The 18,815-nt window shown below is 67.0% G+C and carries 17 protein-coding genes; 10 read left to right on the top strand and 7 right to left on the bottom strand.

Translation table 11 applies throughout. The annotated features are described in order from the left end of the window. Nucleotides 1-360 precede the first annotated feature (360 nt). Nucleotides 361-1,284: an AraC family transcriptional regulator gene (locus DPV79_RS09605; protein ID WP_027789521.1), complete on the top strand. Its 924-nt coding sequence runs from the start codon at nucleotides 361-363 to the stop codon at nucleotides 1,282-1,284. 51 nt (nucleotides 1,285-1,335) lie between these two features. Here DPV79_RS09605 and DPV79_RS09600 read toward each other — a convergent pair whose 3' ends face one another. From DPV79_RS09600 to DPV79_RS09580, 5 genes are read right to left on the bottom strand one after another with little or no spacing between them, the layout of a single operon-like run. Continuing rightward, nucleotides 1,336-4,002: a glycosyltransferase gene (locus DPV79_RS09600; protein ID WP_113045289.1), complete on the bottom strand. Its 2,667-nt coding sequence runs from the start codon at nucleotides 4,000-4,002 to the stop codon at nucleotides 1,336-1,338. A gap of 26 nt (nucleotides 4,003-4,028) precedes the next feature. Beyond that, entirely contained in the window at nucleotides 4,029-5,432 is a 1,404-nt protein-coding gene (locus DPV79_RS09595) for a UDP-glucose dehydrogenase family protein (protein ID WP_113045288.1), read from the bottom strand. 35 nt (nucleotides 5,433-5,467) lie between these two features. Next, nucleotides 5,468-6,457 (bottom strand): UDP-glucose 4-epimerase GalE, encoded by a 990-nt coding sequence (gene galE, locus DPV79_RS09590; protein ID WP_060205076.1) that lies wholly within the window; start codon nucleotides 6,455-6,457, stop codon nucleotides 5,468-5,470. Continuing rightward, entirely contained in the window at nucleotides 6,454-7,461 is a 1,008-nt protein-coding gene (locus DPV79_RS09585; RefSeq protein ID WP_042977503.1) for a UDP-glucuronic acid decarboxylase family protein, read from the bottom strand. Before DPV79_RS09585 ends, galE begins: the two co-directional genes overlap by 4 nt. Then, nucleotides 7,454-7,885: a hypothetical protein gene (locus DPV79_RS09580; RefSeq protein ID WP_059485440.1), complete on the bottom strand. Its 432-nt coding sequence runs from the start codon at nucleotides 7,883-7,885 to the stop codon at nucleotides 7,454-7,456. The genes DPV79_RS09585 and DPV79_RS09580 overlap by 8 nt, the downstream gene beginning before the upstream one ends. Before the next feature lie 169 nt (nucleotides 7,886-8,054). Between DPV79_RS09580 and DPV79_RS42015 the strand changes: the two genes are divergently transcribed. The 8 genes from DPV79_RS42015 (at nucleotide 8,055) to DPV79_RS09535 (ending at nucleotide 15,631) form a co-directional block, all read left to right on the top strand. Continuing rightward, entirely contained in the window at nucleotides 8,055-8,735 is a 681-nt protein-coding gene (locus tag DPV79_RS42015; RefSeq protein ID WP_133295629.1) for a hypothetical protein, read from the top strand. Nucleotides 8,736-9,551: 816 nt separating this feature from the next. Beyond that, nucleotides 9,552-9,875 (top strand): hypothetical protein, encoded by a 324-nt coding sequence (locus DPV79_RS09565; protein WP_060066535.1) that lies wholly within the window; start codon nucleotides 9,552-9,554, stop codon nucleotides 9,873-9,875. Nucleotides 9,876-9,986: 111 nt separating this feature from the next. Continuing rightward, nucleotides 9,987-10,577 carry a hypothetical protein gene (locus DPV79_RS09560; RefSeq protein WP_034195965.1) on the top strand — a complete coding sequence of 197 codons (591 nt, stop codon included), beginning with the start codon at nucleotides 9,987-9,989 and terminating at the stop codon, nucleotides 10,575-10,577. Nucleotides 10,578-10,652: 75 nt separating this feature from the next. Beyond that, complete coding sequence (locus tag DPV79_RS09555) at nucleotides 10,653-10,934, top strand: hypothetical protein (RefSeq protein WP_011354481.1); 282 nt, start codon at nucleotides 10,653-10,655, stop codon at nucleotides 10,932-10,934. 44 nt (nucleotides 10,935-10,978) lie between these two features. Continuing rightward, nucleotides 10,979-12,721 (top strand): chemotaxis protein CheA, encoded by a 1,743-nt coding sequence (locus tag DPV79_RS09550; protein WP_113045287.1) that lies wholly within the window; start codon nucleotides 10,979-10,981, stop codon nucleotides 12,719-12,721. 154 nt (nucleotides 12,722-12,875) lie between these two features. Continuing rightward, nucleotides 12,876-13,460 carry a hypothetical protein gene (locus tag DPV79_RS09545; RefSeq protein ID WP_060066530.1) on the top strand — a complete coding sequence of 195 codons (585 nt, stop codon included), beginning with the start codon at nucleotides 12,876-12,878 and terminating at the stop codon, nucleotides 13,458-13,460. A gap of 110 nt (nucleotides 13,461-13,570) precedes the next feature. Next, nucleotides 13,571-14,992 (top strand): sigma-54 dependent transcriptional regulator, encoded by a 1,422-nt coding sequence (locus DPV79_RS09540; protein WP_104767138.1) that lies wholly within the window; start codon nucleotides 13,571-13,573, stop codon nucleotides 14,990-14,992. Nucleotides 14,993-15,124: 132 nt separating this feature from the next. Then, nucleotides 15,125-15,631 carry a hypothetical protein gene (locus tag DPV79_RS09535; RefSeq protein ID WP_059587033.1) on the top strand — a complete coding sequence of 169 codons (507 nt, stop codon included), beginning with the start codon at nucleotides 15,125-15,127 and terminating at the stop codon, nucleotides 15,629-15,631. A 25-nt stretch (nucleotides 15,632-15,656) separates the two neighbouring features. Here the strand turns inward: DPV79_RS09535 and DPV79_RS09530 are convergent, their stop codons facing one another. Next, complete coding sequence (locus DPV79_RS09530) at nucleotides 15,657-16,151, bottom strand: hypothetical protein (protein ID WP_059485433.1); 495 nt, start codon at nucleotides 16,149-16,151, stop codon at nucleotides 15,657-15,659. Nucleotides 16,152-16,555: 404 nt separating this feature from the next. On the opposite strand from DPV79_RS09530, the gene DPV79_RS09520 reads away from it, so the two are divergent. Continuing rightward, a complete protein-coding gene (locus DPV79_RS09520) occupies nucleotides 16,556-17,233 on the top strand; it encodes a LuxR C-terminal-related transcriptional regulator (RefSeq protein WP_059677585.1) in 678 nt (225 codons plus the stop codon). Between the two features lie 25 nt (nucleotides 17,234-17,258). Here DPV79_RS09520 and DPV79_RS09515 read toward each other — a convergent pair whose 3' ends face one another. After that, nucleotides 17,259-18,812, bottom strand: coding sequence for a methyl-accepting chemotaxis protein (locus DPV79_RS09515; protein ID WP_059492133.1), 1,554 nt, complete (start codon nucleotides 18,810-18,812; stop codon nucleotides 17,259-17,261). Nucleotides 18,813-18,815 lie beyond the last annotated feature (3 nt).

Below are 18,815 nucleotides of genomic sequence, written 5' to 3'. Positions count from 1 at the left end.
CGACGCAGCGAATACTCGCCGTATTCGCAAGGAGCATGACGCCGCGATCGGCCCTTCTGGGGGCCAGCCCCAAGAATGAATTTTCCCAAACAGGGGAACGTGCGTTGCCGGCCGTATTGCGGCGTCGATCGTCCCTTGTTTGGCGCGGCCAAACGGCGCTCCTCACTCCTTGCACTACGACCGGCAACGCACGTTCGCAAGCCCGCTATGAGCGTGAGCAGGCCCTGAGTGTGCGCGAGGCGCCGGTTTTTGCGTCTACCCAATCCTGCAAATTTATTGAACAATCCTGCAAATCCCCGGCAGGCTCCGGGCGGTTTCGCTATGCTCCCGCGACATGGGGAAATCTATCGAGGAAGTGTCATGGACATGACCGATATCGTGACGTCGCGCGAATCCGGGCGGCGCGAGCTGGCGACGCTGATCGGCCGTTTCGCGCCGGCGGACGGCTCGCATTCGACGGCCGTGCCGGGCCTGATGCTGCACCGGCATTCGCGGCCGGTCGATCTCGGCTGCGGCGTGTCGCGCGCCGCGCTCGTGATCGCCGCGCAGGGCGCGAAGCGCGTGATCGTCGCCGGCCAGGCTTACGAGTACGACACGCAGAATTGCCTGATTACATCGATCGACTTGCCGATCCTGTCGCGCGTGACACACGCGTCGCCGGAAGCGCCTTACCTGTGTCTGTCGCTGACGCTCGATCCGCAGCGCATCGTCGAGCTCGCGGCCGAGATGCGGCTGCCCGAACCCGACGCGGGCCCCGAAGGCGAGGGGATCGCGCTCGCCGAGCTCACGCCGCCGCTGCTCGATGCCGCGCTGCGCCTGACGCGGCTGCTCGATACGCCCGCCGACATTCCGGTCGTCGCGCCGCTGATCGAAAAGGAACTGCTGTACCGGCTGATGACGAGCGGGCAGGGCACGCGGCTGCGGCACATGGCGATCGCGGGCAGCCAGACGCACCGGATCGCGCGCGCGATCGAATGGCTCCGCGATCACTTCGCGGAGCCGATGCGCGTCGAGTCGCTCGCGCAGGCAGTCAACATGAGCGTGTCGTCGCTGCACCACCATTTCAAGCACGTGACGACGCTGAGCCCGCTGCAGTACCAGAAGCAGCTGCGGCTGCACGAGGCGCGACGGCTGTTGCTGCGGCAGGGCGGCGATGTCGGGTCGGTGGCGGCCGTCGTCGGCTACGAAAGCGCGTCGCAGTTCAGCCGCGAATACAGCCGGCTGTTCGGCGCGCCGCCGATGCGCGACGTCGTGCAGCTGCGGAAGAAGGAACTGCTCGGCTGACGGCCGGCAGCCGGCGCGCGGCCGGTCGCCGGTCACGGGTCACCGGTCATTTCATCGGGCGACCACCGTCGTCTGCAGGAACGTCGGCGCGATCCGCCAGTCCGGCACGTAATGCACCGGCCACGCGCCCGGCGTATCGACCGCGTTGAAATACACGACCGCCTTCAGCAGCGGATAGCGCCACAGCGACCGCTGGAGTTCGTCGAGTGCCTCGCGCTTGCGCGAACCGGACCCGTCGACGCCGAGCTCCGTGATCATCACCGGCAGCCCGTAATCGGTCACCCGCTCGTATTTGGTCCGCAGGATGCTCGCGGCGGACGCATGGCCGCCGGCCGGCCAGGTCGCGCAGCGCGGACAGTCGAACACGGACAGGCCGACGGCGTCCACATAACCGCGGCCCGGAAAATAGTCGTCGAGGTTCCGGTTGCCGGCCGGCGACCACACGTAGCGGAGCTGGTCGGTCATCGTACGGCACGTGGTCACGACGCGCCGGTACGCATCCACGTAGGCCGGCGCATCGCCGATGGCCCACGGATAGCGCCCGGTGTCGGCCTCCATCTCGTGGCCCCAGCGCACGAACACGGGGCCCTTCAACGCGGCGAGCGCCGAGCAGGTGGCCGCGATCTGCGCGTCGTAGCGCCCGTGCGCGATATCCGCGAGCAGCGCGCCCGGGCGCGTGTCGCCCGCCGCCCAGGGCTCGACGGTCAGCATCAGCGAGCGGTTCCGTGCCTGCGCGTTCCGGTAGGCTGCGTCGATTTCCGCGCGGATGTCGGGCGCGTTCCACGACACGAACACATGGTCGAACGCGAGATCCCGGTTGGCCGCGAGCGTGTTGTCGGGATCGTATGCGCCGAGCTCGGGCTGCTTCACCGGTTCGCCCGGCGCGGGCGCGACCACGGCCGGCAGGCCCGAGCGCCACATCATCGCCTGCCAGCCTTTCGGCGCGCGCAGCCCGATGCCCGCGAGCAGCATCGCGAGCGCGAACACGAACAGCGCGTTGCGCACGGGCAGGCGGCTGAAGAACATCTGCCGGAACGCCGACCATTCGAGCCCTTGCTCCCTGCCGTGATTCACCGCGACGACGGCCGCGATCACGAGATACAGGGTGCTCGTCAGCGTCGAGAACAGATAGAAGCCGGCGGCATTGCGCGGGTTCTCGACCGTGACGACGGGCAGGCTGCAGAACAGCGAGATCAGCAGGTACGGCGCGACCACGCGCAGCGGCGCGTCCTGTTCGATCGTGCCGCCCTTCGGCGTGACCTTGAACGGAAATTCCTTGCCGCGCACGAAGTCGAACACCGCCGACGCGCAGCCGAGCACGACCCACGGCCAGCGCGCGAACACGAACGACAGCCCTTCCCACGACAGCAGCTTCGTATTCAGCGGGCGGCACGACTGGGTCGAACGCGTGGCCCAGGTCACGACGCACAGGAGCAGCACGGCCAGCGGCAGCGCATAGGTGAGGTACGTGAGGTAGTCGACGTGTGCCCACACGCGGCCGGTGAGCAGCGCGACGACCGGAATCACGACGCCGCCGGCCATCGCGAGCGCGCACAGCGGGTACCACAGCTGGCAGAACAGGAACTGCGCCTTCAGCTTCAGCGGCAGCCCCATGAAATAGTGGCGCGTGTAGCGCAGCATGATGATCATCACGCTCTTGGACCACTGGAACTCCTGCGTGGCGAGGTCGCCGAACGTGCGCGGTCCTTCGCCGTTCGCGATCGCGTTCAGCGCGTGCATGCCGCGCCAGCCCTTCGAATTGAAGATCATCGTGGTCGAGTGATCCTCGGCGAGCTCGGGCCCGAGCCCGCCGATCTCGCGCAGTGCACGGCAGCGCACCGCATAGTGCGAGCCGATGCACAGCGGCGCGAGCCCGCCCGCATAACCGGCCTGCATCGTGCCGTGCAGCGGCCCCTCGACGTTCACGCGCCCGCGTGCGCTCCAGCTCCCGGCCGCGTTGCTGTCGCAGATGCTCGGTGCCGACACGTAGCCGACTTCCGGATCGACGAACGGCCGCAGCATCTCCTCGAGATAGGTGCGGGTCGGCACGTGGTCGGCGTCGAGCTGCGACACGAAATCGTAGTTGTCGTAGCCGACCATGTCGTAGAAGTACGCGAGATTGCCTTCCTTGCATCTGGTGCGGCGCGGCCAGCTCGCGCGGTGGTACGCGGCGATGCCGCGCCGCGTCGACACGAATACGCCGTGCTCGCGGCACCAGTCGAGCGTCTCGGGCGACGGGTCTTCATCCGCGAGCCACGTATCGTGCGGGTAGGTCTGGTCGAGCATCGCGAGCAGCGTCGTGCGGACGATGTCGAACGGCTCCGACGGCGCCTTGGTGACGACCATCGCGACGCGCCAGTCGCGCGGCACCGGCAGCGCGGGGTTCGGCACGACCGCCGAGCGGATGATGAAGATGAAGTAGCCGGGAATGAAGGTGGTCCAGAACAGCACGAAGCAGTTGACGCCGAAGCGGAATGCGTCGACGTAATGCTCGTCGCGCAGCCACCAGCGCCAGAAGATGCCCAGCGCGACGAACCAGCACAGCGCGAGGATGTGGAAGACGATCCTGGTCCCGCTGTCCATCAACGGGACGACGAGCGGGACGTCAGCCTGCTGCGAGTCGGTGCGAACGGCCTCGGTGTCGGTTTCGTTGGTATCGGCGGTATCGGTGGTATCCGGCACGGAGCCGCCGGCAAGCGACGCGACCAGCTTCTTCATGGTGTTCTCCCGTCAAGGTCAGATCATCAGTCTTGAAGCAGGCCGCGTTGCGGCCGGGTGTCCTCGCTGGCGTGCTGTTGTTCCGGTTCCGGGGCCGCCGGCGTGCGTTCGCCGCACGAGCGGCCCACGCGTTCGTAGCGGCGAAAGCCGCTGTCGACGGCCAGCCGTTCGCTGAACAGGTTGCGCATGTCGAGCATCACGGGATCGGCCATGTGATCCGCGAGGTCGGCGAGATCGAGTGCCTCGAACGCCTTCCATTCGGTCATCACGACGACGGCGTCCGCGCTGCGCACCGCGTCGATCGCGGAACCCTCCATGAACACCTGCGGCAGCAGCCGCGACGCTTCGTGCGGACGCGCCGGGTCGTACGCGCGGATATGCGCGCCCGCGCCGACGAGCAGCTGGATCACGTCGATGCTCGGGCTTTCGCGCACGTCGTCGGTCTGGCCTTTGAACGTGAGGCCGAGCACCGCGATGCGCTTGTCCTTGATCGAGCCGCCGCAGGCCTTCTCGATGCGGCGCAGGATCCGCTCCTTGCGCAGCGCGTTCGATTCGATCGCCGCGCTGACGATGCGCAGTGGCACCGCGTGTTCGGACGCCGTCGCCTTCAGCGCGCGCGTGTCCTTCGGAAAGCACGAGCCGCCCCAGCCGGGGCCGGCCTTCAGGAACGATGCGCCGATGCGGCGGTCGAGGCCCATCCCGTTCGCGACCAGTTCGACATCGGCGCCGACCGCTTCGCACAGGTCCGAGATCTCGTTGATGTAGCTGATCTTCACCGCGAGGAACGCATTCGCCGCGTATTTCACGAGTTCGGCCGTTTCGATCTCGGTCGCGAGCACGAGGTGGCCCGTCGCTTCGAGCGGCGCATAGATGGCCTTCATGATCTCGATCGCGCGCGGATGCTCGGCGCCGAACACGACGCGGTCCGGATGCATGAAATCGTCGATCGCCGAGCCTTCGCGCAGGAACTCCGGATTCGATGCGATCGCCGCGTCGACGCCTGCCGGCGCGTGGCGTTCGACGATCTGCTTGACGACCCGGTTGGTGCCGACCGGCACCGTCGACTTCGTGACGACGACCGCGAAACCGGTCAGGTTCGACGCGATCTCGCGCGCGGCTGCCTCGACGTACTGCAGGTCTGCCCGGTCGGTGCCCGGCAGCGTCGGCGTGCCGACCGCGATGAATACCGCGTCGCGATCGCACACGCTCGCCGCGAGATCGCTGCTGAAGCGCAGCGTGCCGCGTTCGACGTTGCGTGCGACGAGTGCGTCGAGGCCCGGTTCGTAGATCGGGATGCGGCCTTCGTTCAGCGCGTCGATCTTGCCGCGATTGTTGTCGATGCAGACGACGTCATGCCCGAGATCCGCAAAGCACGCGCCGCTCACCAGCCCGACGTAACCGGTGCCGACGATGGCGATCCGCACATTCATGGTGATTCCCCTGGGTGGCGTTCAAGGAAACTGGCTCACTTGCCGGATTCGACTTGCAGTGCTTTCTGAAACCAGGCCGCGGCGTGTTCGACCATCGGTTCGATCGCGGTGAAACGCGGCCGCCAGCCGAGCACGAGCGCGGCTTTCGTGGCGTCGGCGTACAGCTCGGGCGGGTCGCCCGGGCGGCGCGCGGCCGTCACCGTCGGCACGCGGCGGCCCGTCACGGCTTCGACGGCGCGCAGCGCGTCGAGCACCGACGTCCCTTTGCCGGTGCCGAGATTCAACGCGACGCTGTGGCCGCCGCCGCACAGATAGGCGGTCGCCTGCAGGTGCGCGTCGGCGAGGTCGCTCACGTGCACGTAGTCGCGAATCGCCGAGCCGTCGGGCGTCGGGTAGTCGGTGCCCATCACCTGGAACGCGTCGCCCGTGCCGAGTGCCGCGCGGATCGCGAGCGGCAGCGCGTGCGTTTCCGGTTCGTGGCATTCGCCGATCATGCCGTCAGGGTCCGCGCCTGCCGCGTTGAAGTAGCGCAGCGCGACCCACCTGGTTCCGTACGCACGCTCGAAATCGGCGGCCATCCGTTCCATCGCGTACTTGGTGAAGCCGTACGGATTGATCGGCCGCTGCGGCGTGCGTTCCGAGATCGGCAGCGCATCCGGAATGCCGTAAGTCGCGCACGACGACGACATCACGATCCGCCCGACGCCGGCCGCGCGCATCGCGCTCAGCAGCGTGCAGGTGCCCGTGACGTTGACCGTGTAATAGCGCTCGGGCGCGAGCACCGATTCGCCGACGTAGGCGAGCGCGGCGAAATGGATCACGACGTCGGGCCGATGCACGGCGAATGCCTTCGACAGCGCGTCGCGATCGAGAATGTCGGCCGCGACGAGCGGCCCCCATCGAACGGCGTCGCGATGGCCGGTCGACAGATTGTCGTAGGCGACCGGCTCGTGTCCCGCCGCCGCGAGCGCCTTGCAGGTATGGCTGCCGATATAGCCCGCTCCGCCTGTCACGAGCACCTTCATGCCGTGGCCCCGGTCATGCGCAGCACCGGCTCGAGCCACAGTTCCCGGCTGAAATAGTCGACGGTCCGGCGCAGCCCTTCGTCGAGATCGACGGCCGGCCGCCAGCCGAGCTCGGCCGCCGCGATCGAGATGTCGGGCCTGCGCTGGTGCGGATCGTCGATCGGCAGCGGCCGGAACAGGATCTCCGATTTCGAGCCCGTCATCGCGAGCACTTTCTCCGCGAGTTCGAGCATCGTGAATTCGCCGGGGTTGCCGAGGTTGACCGGCGTGCCGATGTTGCGCTCGGCACTCATCAGGCAGAAGAAGCCGTCGACCAGATCGGTCGCGAAGCAGAACGAACGTGTCTGCATGCCGTCGCCGTAGATCTCGAGCGGCGCGCCGTTGAGCGCGCCGACGATGAAGTTCGACACGACGCGGCCGTCGCGCGGCGACATCCGCGGGCCGTAGGTGTTGAAGATGCGCGCGACGCGTACATCGATGCCGTGCATGCGATAGTAGTCGTAACACAGCGCCTCGGCCGCGCGCTTGCCTTCGTCGTAGCACGCGCGCGGGCCGATCGTGTTCACGTTGCCGCGATAGGTTTCCGTCTGCGGATGCACGGCCGGGTCACCGTAAATCTCGCTGGTCGACGCCTGGAACACGCGCGCGCCCGTCTTGCGCGCGAGCGCGAGGCAGTGGTGCATGCCGAGCACGTTCGTCATCATCGTGTGGACGGGATCGATCTGGTAGGTGGGCGGCGATGCCGCGCACGCGAGATTCCAGATCTCGTCCACCTGCAGTTGCGGCAGGCCGAGCGAGACGTCGCCCTTCACGAACTCGAAGCGGCCGGACGCCTTCAGGTCGGCGACGTTGAGCTTGCGCCCCGTCAGCAGGCTGTCGATGCACGTGACGGATGCGCCTTCCATGACCAGGCGCTCGCAGACATAGCTGCCGAGAAAGCCGGCGCCGCCCGTGACGAGGACACGCTGCCCGGCGCGCGTCTCGAGCGTGACCCTGTCATTCATGGCTTTCACCTTCGTCGTTCAGCTCGGGGAACAACACGTCGATCAGCTCGACGGCGGCGCGCACGCGTTCCATCCCGCTGCACGGGTGTCGCTTCGGCAAGCGCCGGTTCGCATGTACGGAGGTTGACGAAGCGCCGCGACAGGCACTCCGGTTTCGCTGACTACCCCGTTGAAGCTTGAACGACGCAAGCGTCGATCGATCGGTGGTGATCTTCATCGCCTTTTCCCCGATACGCTGATTGACGAGCAGGCCGCCGTTCGTGATCTTGTGCCACGGCGTGCCGCTCGGTGAGAGTCGGATATCAGGCAATCGGCATGCCATGAACGATGTCGGCACGATGCGCACGGGCGCGGCGGCGAGATTGCAGCGTGATATGCGCGCTTCTGTTTCATGCGTGAATCGTGGGGCCAGAAAAGCCGGCATGCCGATTGCCGGATCGATGCGATTCGATACGACGAAAAACGCGATAAATCAGGCTTTTGCGGGATTCGCTTCGTCAATCAGATGTCGAGCGGGAATGTTTCATCAATGAGAAATGAGCGGATAAAGGATTGAAAACGCTTCTCGAACGTGCGGCCAATCTGGAGATCGGGTGGGTGAAAGGATAAGGAATGAAAGTGAAAAAATGTTGTGTGGCGTCCGGACGAGGTCGCGTTTTTTCATTTGTTTTAATTATTACGCCGGTGAGAAAGTTTTAATTTTTACGGTTATTCCGACGCTTGAGCGGCGTGTGATCCTGTCGGTATTTTCACGAATGAATCAAATTCGTTTCGGTCATCCGGAGAAATGCGTGCCGACGTCATGCAGGAGGCTGATGTACCGGGCTCTCCGGGCATTGTGTCGGCCGAATCGATTCTCGTTTGTGATGGCACGCGAGGGGGCCATTTGCGTGTCGCCCCACGGTTCGCAAGCGGAAATGCCGGCGCCGCCGGCCTTGCGCGGCCATGTGCTTCTCAAGTTTGAAACACTCGTTCATCTGACCATCAGACGCACGGCCGCGAGCCGGATTCGTCCGTCAAATCCGGCAGTTGCGTCGCGGCGCTCGACAAGCGCCGAGGGCGTCAAACCGCCATTGCGATACATTCCTGAAACAAAAAATGTCGTTCCCGGCGATGCGGGCTGCCGTGGCGGCCGCTTGCCGTGCGCAATCTCCGGTGGAATAACGTGTGGCACGCTGCTTGCGGTACTGGACGCACCGGCGGGCGGTCGACACGAAGCAACGAACAGGTGGGGCGGCCAACTCGTCAATAAGCAGTCGGGGAAACGGCGATGAAGACCATAAGCTGTAGGTTGATCGGCGCGTACTTTGCGCATCAGTGGGGTAGTCGGAAAGGCCGGGGTGACGCTCGCGACGCTGTGCCAGCATCGCGGGTTGCGCTGTCCCGGTTTCTTGCCCGCCGCGCGCTTCGCGTGATGGCGCGGTTGTCGCGCCGCACGGCAGTCGGGCGACAGCGACACTCACTTTCATTCAGTTCATCGGGATGGATCAGGCTGTTCGTGCCGGACAGCGTGATGCCGATTCGTCTTCGGCCGTGCAGGGCCGCTTCGATCGCGCCTGGCCCATGCCGGCGCCGGCCGGATTAGATCGAACGCCCGTCGGCCGGATTATCCGGAAGACCTTTCGTCGACAGCTCAGGGAGACGGCATGCCACGTGGCTGCAATGCAGGCCCGTTGTCGCCTGAATAAAAGGTGTATTTTTCAACGTCGCTGCATTTGCGGTGGTTAATGTATTCGCGAATTTTCGATACCGGCATGGAGTGCCGCGTACCGGCACGCCGACCGGCGGGGTATCGAATATCGCAGGCCGGAAATGTGTCTGCATCTTTCCGGCTTGTCAGGCTGATTGTGTTTTTTAATAAATCCAATGTTCATAAAAATAATAGAAAACACCTACCAAAAAAATTTGGATAACCAAAAAACACGAGACTAAGCTTCGTCTGGCCAAATTCGCAAAAAACAGAAATTGAAAAGGCAGCATGATTTCTTAATTCGATAGTGATCCTTAATTTCGAGGATTGCTCAAGTCAGGAAGGTTGATGGCGTGCGATCTTCCTGACTCACTCCGTCCACGCCGTTTTGGAGTCGACCATGAAGAAGCTTCTGATTGCAGCAGCAGTTCTGGCGGTTTCGGGTGCAGCGTTCGCAGGTAGCGGCACGGTGTCGAGCAGCAGCTCGTCGAGCGGCGGCTCGACGATGGCAGGCGTTGCCGGCTTCGGCCATTTCACCGCGACCGATTCCGGCTCTGCACTCGGTGCAGCCGGCGCACTTGCAGGTGGCCCTGGCAGCGGTTCGGTCTCGTACACGAACCACACGCAATCGTCGTCGGTTAGCGGTTTCGGCTTCGGCGGCGCACAAGCAGGCGGCACCAGCGGCGCGAACGCCGGCTCGATCGGCTGGACGGTTCACCACTAAGCCGCGACGCGTAGCGTTCGTCATTGGCTGGCGGTACGGATGCCGGGTTCCGCTCGATGGGGGTAGACCCGGCTCCGCCACCGCCGAACTTACTCACAGCAAGGAATTGCTATGAAAGCCAAAGTCATTTTCGCGACAGCGCTCACCGTCATATCGTCGGCTGCATTGGCAGCGGGTTCCTCCACGACCAACCAGACACAGTCCGTTGCGGCGGGTGTTTCCGGTTCGGTTCTGGTCGGCTCTGGCAGCTATACCAGCAATTCGACTTCGACGGCGGGCGCGAACGCGGGCAGTACGGTGACACCCGCTGGTTCCGCCGGCACGGCATCCGCCTTCCACAACACGACCTCGACAGCCAGCGGTTCGGGCACGAACGGGGGCGCGTTCGCGGCAGGCGGCGGTATCGGTGCCGCAGGCTCGTACGGTGGAAACAGCAAAACGAACGAGAACGCGAATGCGCTGTCGGGAGGGGTGAGTGCCACGATCGTGCTGGGTGCAAACCACTACACGGCCAGCAGCGCGAACGACCAGGGCAATGCCAACGCGGGTGCCGCTGGGCTGACCGGCAGTGCTGGGTCAGGCGCGATCACGGGTTCGAATCACTACAACTCGTCGACCGTGTGGAGTACCGGTTCGGCCGGCTCGCCGTCCGCATCGGGCGGAAGCAACGCCAGTTCAAGTGCGACCGGAAGCAGTCATTAGTCAGGTGTGGGGGGGACCAGTTTCCCAGCGACGCTGGTCTCTTTTGCCCACATTGTTGTCACGTAAGGAGTTGGCATGAAGCAGAAACTGATTGCCGCCGCTCTGATGCTCGCGTCTCTGACGGCGTATGGCGCTGACCGTATTGCCAACGACGTGCAATCGAATTTGCAGACGTCAAACAACCCTGACCAGACAACCAAACCGTCAGAACAACAAACGCTTTCTTCGGGCAGTGCCATCGGCGGACCAGACGCCCAGCAGTGGCAGGGCATGTCGGCCGGCTCGTGGTCCCAGCTGGGCAACGGCTGGAAGCAGTTCGGGGAAGCAGGCAAAGCTGAAGGGAATCAGGGGAATTAGTACGGTTGCCTGGGTGGGAGGTAAAACCTCGTCCGGAGAGTGAAATGAACAGCAACAGGATCAAGGTGGCATGCGCTGCGATGTTCGCGATGACCACGATCGGCGCCCAAGCGCAAACCGCCGATTCGACTTCGAGCGCGCAGTCGTCGACGTCGTCGACGGCAGTCAGCCAGGGCGGCGGCTCGAGCATGAACACGAACACCACGAGCTCGCGCGGCGGCAACGCCACCAGCTCCAGCGGGGTTCGCAGCAGCGGCAATTCGAGCGTGAACGTGAACGTGACGATGCCGTCCAGCACGAGCGGCGGCACGAACGTGACGCCGCAGTCGCTGCAGTCGTCCGGCGCGCCCGGCACCAACCCGTACAACACCCAGTCGTCGGAAAACGTCAACTACTCCGGCACGCAGACGATCAAGACGAACCCCGCGATCCAGGCGCCGGGCCTCACGACCACGCTGTCCGATACCTGCATGGGATCGGTGAGCGTCGGCGTGTCGTTCCCGGGGTTCGGCGCGACGGGCGGCACGACGCTGGTCGACCAGGCCTGCGTGCGGCGTCTCGATGCGCGTGAATTCCGTGCGATGGGCCTGACCGACGTGGCGCTCGCGCTGCTCTGCCAGAGCGACGCGAACCGGCGTGCGGTGGAAGCGACCGGGCATCTGTGCCCGGGCACGACGACGCCGCTCGCACGTTCGAACGTGGCGCCGAGCGTGGAAGCGACGGTCGCCGACGACGTGAAGTATCGCGATCCGATCGTGCGTGACCGCATGGGCTTGCCGCCGCTGGGCGCTGCCGCGCCGGCACCGGCGCAGGCCCGCCCGGTGGCGACGACCTCGGTGCAGGCGGCGCCCGTGTCGGTGCCGGTACCCGTGCCCGTGCCGTCGATCGCGCCGGTTGCCGCCGCGCCGGCCGTTGCTGCTGCCGCGCCGGCAGTGGCGGCGCCGGCTGTTGCTGCCGCGGCCCCCGCCGTTGCCCCTGCCGTTGCCAAACCCGCCGTTGCAGCCGCGGCACCGGCCGTCGCTGCAGCGCCTGCGGTGGCTGCCGCGCCGGCTGTCGCGGCCGCGCCCGCAGCCTCGGTCGTACCGGCAGCCGCGATCGCCGCCGTGCCGGCTGCCGCCGTGCTCGCCGCGCCGGCCGTTGCGGACAAGGCATCGCCGGTGCCTGCCGCGCCGGTCGCCGACACGAAGGCCGCCGAACCCGTGCAGCCCGTCGCCGACAAGGCACCGGAGCCCGCACCGGCGGTTGCCGACAAGGCACCGGAGCCCGCACCGGCGGTCGCCGACAAGGCACCGGAGCCCGCACCGGCGGTTGCCGACAAGGCGCCTGAACCCGCACCGGCAATCGCCGACAAGGCCCCCGAGCCTGTGCAGCCCGTCGCCGACAAGGCACCGGAGCCGATGCCGGCCGCGACCGACAACGCAGCGCAGGCCGCTGCCGCGCCGGCTGCGGATACGACGCCGGCCGCTGCCGTCGTCGCGGCGCCCGCAGCCGAGGCCGCGATGCCCGCGCCGGCAGCCGATGCGAAGGCCGCCGAACCGGCTCCGGTCGCCGCGGAAGCGCCCGCACCGGAACCCGTGCAGCCTGCAGCCGCCGCGGCCGCAGCGCCTGCCGACATGCCGGCAGCCGACGCGAAGGTGCCGGACCAGGCAGCCGCGCAGCCCGCCGAGATGCCGGCGTTGTCCGATCCGGCGCAAGGATTGCCGGCGGCTCCGGTCGACCAGCAGGCCGCCCCGGCTGTACCGGTCGTGCCGGCTCCGGCCGTCATCTCGACGAGCACGTCGTCGTAAGCACGCGGGTCCGGCTCCCGTGCGCCGGAATGGCGGCGCACGGGAGCCGTCCGGACCCGAGGCCCGACGGTCGTTTCCTGTTTGACGGGTGTTGGTCCCATCCCCGAGGTCAACACCTCTTTTTGCCTGACGAGGATGCAAGGAGGCCTCAATCATGAGGATCTTTTTGGTCGCTCTGTTGTTGTACAGCGCACAAGCCGCAGCACAGGCGGTATTTCAGAACCCGGCGGTCTTCGTGATCCTGGGCGAGCAGACCGCGGCAAACGCCACGAGCGTCGCGCAGGCGCTGACGACGCTCGGTCGCGCCGACAACACGGCGTGCGCGCCGATGATGATGATCGGCGATCCGCAGATGATCTACATGATGCCGGAGGAGGGTCACGCGCCGTCGTGGCAATCGCCGGTGTATGGCCGAGGCGCGCCGTTCGAGGCGCAGAGGGGGCCGACGCCGACCGGCAAGACGGTCGGCGCGATGCAGCATGCCGAGGACATGCAGACGCAGCCATGGAGCGACGGCAGCGCGATCACGCAGAAGATCGCGGGCGATGCGAGCGTGACGGCGGCGGACCAGGTGAGCGGCTGGCAGCGCAACGGGCTCAACTCGATCGAGACGGCCCGTGCGACGGAAGTGACGGTGAACGGCAAGACCTACCGGGCCTATCGTGACGACCTCAACGGCTCCGCGAAGCCGGTCGTCGAGCCGCAGATCTACACGCAGCGCGTCGTTTTCTGCCGATAACGAACGTCAATCCGAGGACGGCCCGGCGCCGCGCCGCGGGACCACGGTGCCCCGCTCCACGCGATCCGGCGACGGCCGTTTCGACAACCAACCCAAGCCACGAGGCCATCGTGAACTATTGCTGCCAGATCAGGGTGTCGGGCCCGCAGGATCTCGAACGCGATGCGGGGACGGCGCCGTTCATTGCCGTGCGGCGCAACCATGTCGTGCCGTCGCGGCCGCTCGTCTACCTGTCGCAGCAGCACGACGCCGCGCTCGTCGACTGTCTCGCGTCGCGCGGCTGGGACGTGTGGCGCGCGAAAACCGTTGCGGACGCACTGAATCTCGTCAGGGCGAACCGTCTGCATGCGGGCATCGTCGATTTCGGCAGCTTCGCGTCGCCCGACGTCACGTCGTTCGAGGCGCTGCTGCGCGACCCGCGCGTCGGCTGGCTCGCGTTCGCCGACGACGAGCGGCTGCGGGATATTTCCATCGCGCGCCTGATTCGCCACTGCTGTTTCGATTACGTGCGCAACGCGACTGCATACACGACGATCGGCTATCTGGTCGGCCATGCATACGGGATGCTGAGGCTCGCGGACGGCGGCCCGGACGCCGATGCGGCGCCCCCCGGCGGCACGATGATCGGCTCGTGCGACGCGATGCGCCGGCTGTTCGCGACGATCCGCAAGGTCGCGAATACGGAGGCGACCGTCTTCATCGCCGGCGAGTCCGGCACCGGCAAGGAGCTGACGGCGGCGGCGATTCACCAGCAGTCGTCGCGCGCCGACGCGCCGTTCGTCGCCGTGAACTGCGCGGCCATTCCGTCGACGCTGCTGCAGGCCGAACTGTTCGGCCACGAGCGCGGCGCGTTCACGGGCGCGCACCAGCGCAAGATCGGCCGTATCGAGGCCGCGCACGGCGGTACGCTGTTTCTCGATGAAATCGGCGACATGCCGTTCGAGAGCCAGGCGAGCCTGCTGCGCTTCCTGCAGGAAGGCACGATCGAGCGCCTCGGCGGGCACGCGTCGATTCCGGTGGACGTGCGGATCGTGTCGGCGACCCACGTCGATCTCGAGGCCGCGATGCAGGCGGGGCGGTTCCGTGCCGACCTGTACTACCGCCTGTGCGTGCTGCGCATCGACGAACCGCCGCTGCGCGTGCGCGGCCGCGACATCATGCTGCTCGCCGACCATGTGCTGCGGCGCTATCGCGGCGACAATGCGCAACGGATTCGCGGCTTCATGCCGAGCGCGGTCGAAGCGATCCACAACTATCCGTGGCCGGGCAACGTGCGCGAGCTGATCAACCGGATCCGGCTCGCGGTCGTGATGACGAACGGCCCGATGATCTCGGCCGCCGATCTCGAGCTGCACCAGTACACGTCGCGGCAGCCGCCGACGCTCGCCGAAACGCGCCGGCGGGCCGAGCGGCGCGCGATCGAGGAAACGCTGATGCGCCACCGCCACCAGCATGCCGACGTGGCGGCCGAGCTGGGCATCTCGCGCGCGACGCTGTATCGGCTGATGACCGCGCACGGGCTGCACGGCTGACACGCCGCGGCGCGCCGCCGCTCAAGACCCCGCGACGTCGGCCGTTAAGACATGAAACGGCCCGTCCGGACCGCCGGCGCGACGATGCGCGCGCGGCCGGCATGCGGCGCATCACGCTTATCCGAGGTTACCGTGGCAGAGTGCAGTCACTGCGGCAGGACGTTCCTGGTCGGCGGGCGGTCGATCGACGGCCGCCGCTATTGCCGTCCGGCGTGCGCCCGCGCGCATCCGATCGTCGTCGAGGCGGAGCGGGTGCCCGACGCGAAGGTCTGGGAGTATGTGCACGACTGGCGTTACGGGCCGTGCCCGATCTGCCGTCGCGACGACCGGCCGGTCGATGTCCATGCGTCGCATCGCGTCGTGTCGCTGCTGTTCGTCACGCGCTGGGCGACACGGCACCACGTGTGCTGCCGGCGTTGCGGCCGCAGGAAGCAGGCGGTCGCGTTGCTGGCGTCGGCCGCGTTCGGCTGGTGGGGGCTGCCGTGGGGCCTCGTGCTGACGCCGATCCAGCTCGCGCGCAACGCGCTCGGGCTGGCCGCGCGCGATCCGCAGGTCGCGACGCGGCAGTTCGAGCAGCTCGTGCGGCGCAAGCTGGCGGCGCGCCGGCTGCAGCGCGCGCGGCAGGGCGCCGGCGCCTGATCGCGCGGCGCGGCGTGCCGCGCGATCAGGCGGCCGGCCGCTCGAAGCCCGAGGCGACCCAGCGCTCGGCACTGGCCTTGTTGAGCTTGAAACCGGCCGACACCTTGGCTTCGGCCAGCAGCTCGCCATACGGATCGAATGCCTTGAGCTGCGCGTACGGCTCGAATTCGTCCGGCACGATGTCGAGCGTCACCGACACATCCTGGCCGTCCTCGCCCTGAACCGTCACTTCCTTGTGCAGCATCGCGCGCCGCTGCTGCTCGTGGCGCATCAGCACCTCGGTCGCGGTCTTCACGAGCGTGCGGAACGCGTTCGCGTCCATCGGCTTCGGGTTCTTCTTGTCGCGGCCCATGGTCCACGGCCCGACGAGCGCGGGCTCGGACTCGCCGTCCTTGATCATTTCGACGGCCCAGCCGTCGTCGTCTTCGTTCTTGATGATGCGGGCCGTCCAGCCGTTGTCGCGCCAGAGGCCGTCTTCGTGGATGGAGGTGTCGTCGGATTGCAGGTCGGATTCGGTCATGAGGAAAGCGGGGCGGGGCCACCGGAGTACGGGCGCGGGCGCAGGGCGGTGGCGCGCGGCCGGCATCGGCGCGTCGCTCGCCGCCGGCGGCCCGGCGCGGCATGCAAAGGCGTCGATTTTACCTGCTGGCCGGCCGGATGGACCGTGTGGCCCGCCACGCCGGCCATCCGGCCGATGTTTCCAGGTGCCGGCCGCTCCGGGACGGTCGCGAGAACCGGCGCAAATTCAAACTCGTATTACGTCCCTGACGACCAATCCCGTTACCGTCCGATATCCCGTCCGCGTGCGGCTTCATAGAATCGTCGTTCAGGCTAAAAATAGCCTGAACGTCCGATCAACGCCAAACCGGCCGTGCGCGTTGCGCGTTGCGCGTCGCGCGGCCGATGAACCACCGGGAACCACGCATGAGGAAATTCAACGTTCGCATCGTCTTCGCGTACGACTGGCCGTTGACGCTGGCCGGCATCGAGCAGGTGGCAGGCAGCGCCTGCGCGATCGAGCTCGTCGCGGTGTGCAGGAATGTGGCCGAGCTGGCCGCGTCGCTCGGCGGCGTCGATTGCGATGTCGTGCTGGTCGACTATGCGATCCGCGGGGACGTGCAGATGGACGGCCTCGGGCTGCTCGACTGGCTGCGGCGCACGCGTCCGAACGTCGGGGTCGTCGTGCTGGTCGCGAACGAGAATCCGCTGATCGTCGGGTCGATCCTCGCGATCGACGGCGTGAGCGTCGTCAGCAAGTTCGACGAGGTCGGCCATATCGTCACGGCCATTCATTCGGCCTACAGCGGCGGGCGCTACCTGTCGCCGCTCGTCAGGCGCGCGATCGAGGCGGCCGGCGAGCGCGGCAATGCGCCCGTGAAGCTGTCGGCGCGCGAGATCGAGGTCATTCGCCTGTATCTGTCGGGGGTGCCGATCAAGACGATCGCGCAGCGTCTGAGCAAGGGCAAGCAGACGGTCAGCGCGCAGAAGATCAGTGCGATGAAGAAGCTCGGCGCGAACAACGACGTCGAGCTGGTCCAGCGGGCGGCGGGGCTGGGGCTCGGCATCGGCCCCGCCGCGTCACGGCCCGGCGACGCCGCGTGAGCAAGCGTGCGCCGGGCGGCCGCCATCAGGCCGGCAGCGCAAACCGCGTCACGGCGTCCCGCAGCGCCTCGGCCTGATCGCGCAGCGAATGCGCGGCGGCCGCCGCTTCTTCGACGAGCGCGGCGTTCTGCTGCGTGACCTGGTCCATCTCGCCCACCGCGCGATTGACCTGCTCGATCCCGGCGCTCTGTTCGCGCGACGCATGGCTGATCTCGTCGAGGATCTCGTTCACGCGCCGCACCGACTGCACGATCTCGGCCATCGTCTCGCCCGCGTGCGTGACGAGCGCCGCGCCTTGCTCGACGGTCTCGTTCGACGACACGATCAGCGACTTGATTTCCTTCGCCGCCGTCGCCGAGCGTTGCGCGAGCGAGCGCACTTCGGCCGCGACCACCGCGAAGCCGCGGCCCTGTTCGCCCGCGCGCGCGGCTTCGACGGCCGCATTCAGCGCGAGGATGTTGGTCTGGAACGCGATCCCGTCGATCACGCCGATGATGTCGCCGATCTTGTGCGAGCGGTCGGTGATCTCGTTCATCGTGCGCACGACGTCGTCGACCACCGCGCTGCCGCGCGTCGCGACCTGCGCGGCCTGGCCGGCGAGCGACGCGGCCTGGGCGGCGCTGTCCGCGTTCTGCTTCACGTTCGCGGTCATCTGGTCCATGCTCGACGCGGTCTGCACGAGCGCGGCCGCCTGTTCCTCGGTGCGCTGCGACAGGTCCGTGTTGCCCGACGCGATCTCGCTTGCGCCGACGTTGATGTTCTCGGTACCCATCCGCACGCGCGACACCATGTCGATCAGCCCGCCTTGCATCGTGTGCAGCGCGTGCAGCAGGCTGCCGCGATCGTCGTGCTTCACGGCGACGTGCGCGGTCAGGTCGCCCTGCGCGATACGCTGCGCGGCGTCGAGTGCCACTTCCAGCTCGCCGCCGAGGTTCGCGCGCACGCTTTTCAGCACCAGCACCATCACGGCGGTCGCGATCCCGCCGAGCACGGTCGTCATCGCGAGCCAGCGGCCGACGCTTTCGAGCACGGCGGTGCGCACGTCGTTCATGTACATGCCGGTCACGATGTACCAGTCCCAGGGCGCGAAGCGCTGCACGGCGCTGGTTTTCTCCTGCGGCTTGTCGGCGCCCGGCTTCGGCCACAGATACTCGACGAAGCCCTTGCCGCCTTCGAGGTTGCCGGCCTTCACGATCTCGACGAACAGGTGCTTGCCGTTCGGGTCGGTGAAATTCGACACGTCCTTGCCGTTGAGGTCGGCCTTGATCGGATGCATCACGATCACGGGCTTCGAGTCGTTGACGGAGATGTAGCCGTCGGCGCTGGAACGCATCGCGGCGATCGCCTCGAGCGCCTTCTGCTTCGCGTCGGCTTCCGGCAGCGCGTTCTGCTGCGACAGCTTGTAGTAATGGTCGGTCACGCTCGCGGCCTGCGCGACCAGCGACGCGAGCTGGTCGCGGCGGTCCGCGATCATCGATGCGCGCGTCTGCCAGGCGCCGAGCCCCGCGATCACGAGCAGGCCGAGCCAGAGGATGACGATCATCGAGGCGAGTTTCTGATTCAGGGAAAGGTTGCGCATGGT

It is taken from the genome of Burkholderia reimsis (assembly GCF_003294055.1).
GTDB lineage: Bacteria > Pseudomonadota > Gammaproteobacteria > Burkholderiales > Burkholderiaceae > Burkholderia > Burkholderia cepacia.
The sequence above is the reverse complement of the archived record's forward strand: the minus strand, read 5'-3'. Positions and strand labels throughout refer to the sequence as shown.

Excerpts from the sequence above, each read along its gene's own strand:
- DPV79_RS09605 (WP_027789521.1), top strand. The coding sequence starts at position 361 with ATGGACATGACCGATATCGTGACGTCGCGCGAATCCGGGCGGCGCGAG.
- DPV79_RS09600 (WP_113045289.1), bottom strand. The coding sequence starts at position 4,002 with ATGAAGAAGCTGGTCGCGTCGCTTGCCGGCGGCTCCGTGCCGGATACC.
- DPV79_RS09595 (WP_113045288.1), bottom strand. The coding sequence starts at position 5,432 with ATGAATGTGCGGATCGCCATCGTCGGCACCGGTTACGTCGGGCTGGTG.
- galE (WP_060205076.1), bottom strand. The coding sequence starts at position 6,457 with ATGAAGGTGCTCGTGACAGGCGGAGCGGGCTATATCGGCAGCCATACC.
- DPV79_RS09585 (WP_042977503.1), bottom strand. The coding sequence starts at position 7,461 with ATGAATGACAGGGTCACGCTCGAGACGCGCGCCGGGCAGCGTGTCCTC.
- DPV79_RS09580 (WP_059485440.1), bottom strand. The coding sequence starts at position 7,885 with ATGCCGGCTTTTCTGGCCCCACGATTCACGCATGAAACAGAAGCGCGC.
- DPV79_RS09565 (WP_060066535.1), top strand. The coding sequence starts at position 9,552 with ATGAAGAAGCTTCTGATTGCAGCAGCAGTTCTGGCGGTTTCGGGTGCA.
- DPV79_RS09560 (WP_034195965.1), top strand. The coding sequence starts at position 9,987 with ATGAAAGCCAAAGTCATTTTCGCGACAGCGCTCACCGTCATATCGTCG.
- DPV79_RS09555 (WP_011354481.1), top strand. The coding sequence starts at position 10,653 with ATGAAGCAGAAACTGATTGCCGCCGCTCTGATGCTCGCGTCTCTGACG.
- DPV79_RS09550 (WP_113045287.1), top strand. The coding sequence starts at position 10,979 with ATGAACAGCAACAGGATCAAGGTGGCATGCGCTGCGATGTTCGCGATG.
- DPV79_RS09545 (WP_060066530.1), top strand. The coding sequence starts at position 12,876 with ATGAGGATCTTTTTGGTCGCTCTGTTGTTGTACAGCGCACAAGCCGCA.
- DPV79_RS09530 (WP_059485433.1), bottom strand. The coding sequence starts at position 16,151 with ATGACCGAATCCGACCTGCAATCCGACGACACCTCCATCCACGAAGAC.
- DPV79_RS09520 (WP_059677585.1), top strand. The coding sequence starts at position 16,556 with ATGAGGAAATTCAACGTTCGCATCGTCTTCGCGTACGACTGGCCGTTG.
- DPV79_RS09515 (WP_059492133.1), bottom strand. The coding sequence starts at position 18,812 with ATGCGCAACCTTTCCCTGAATCAGAAACTCGCCTCGATGATCGTCATC.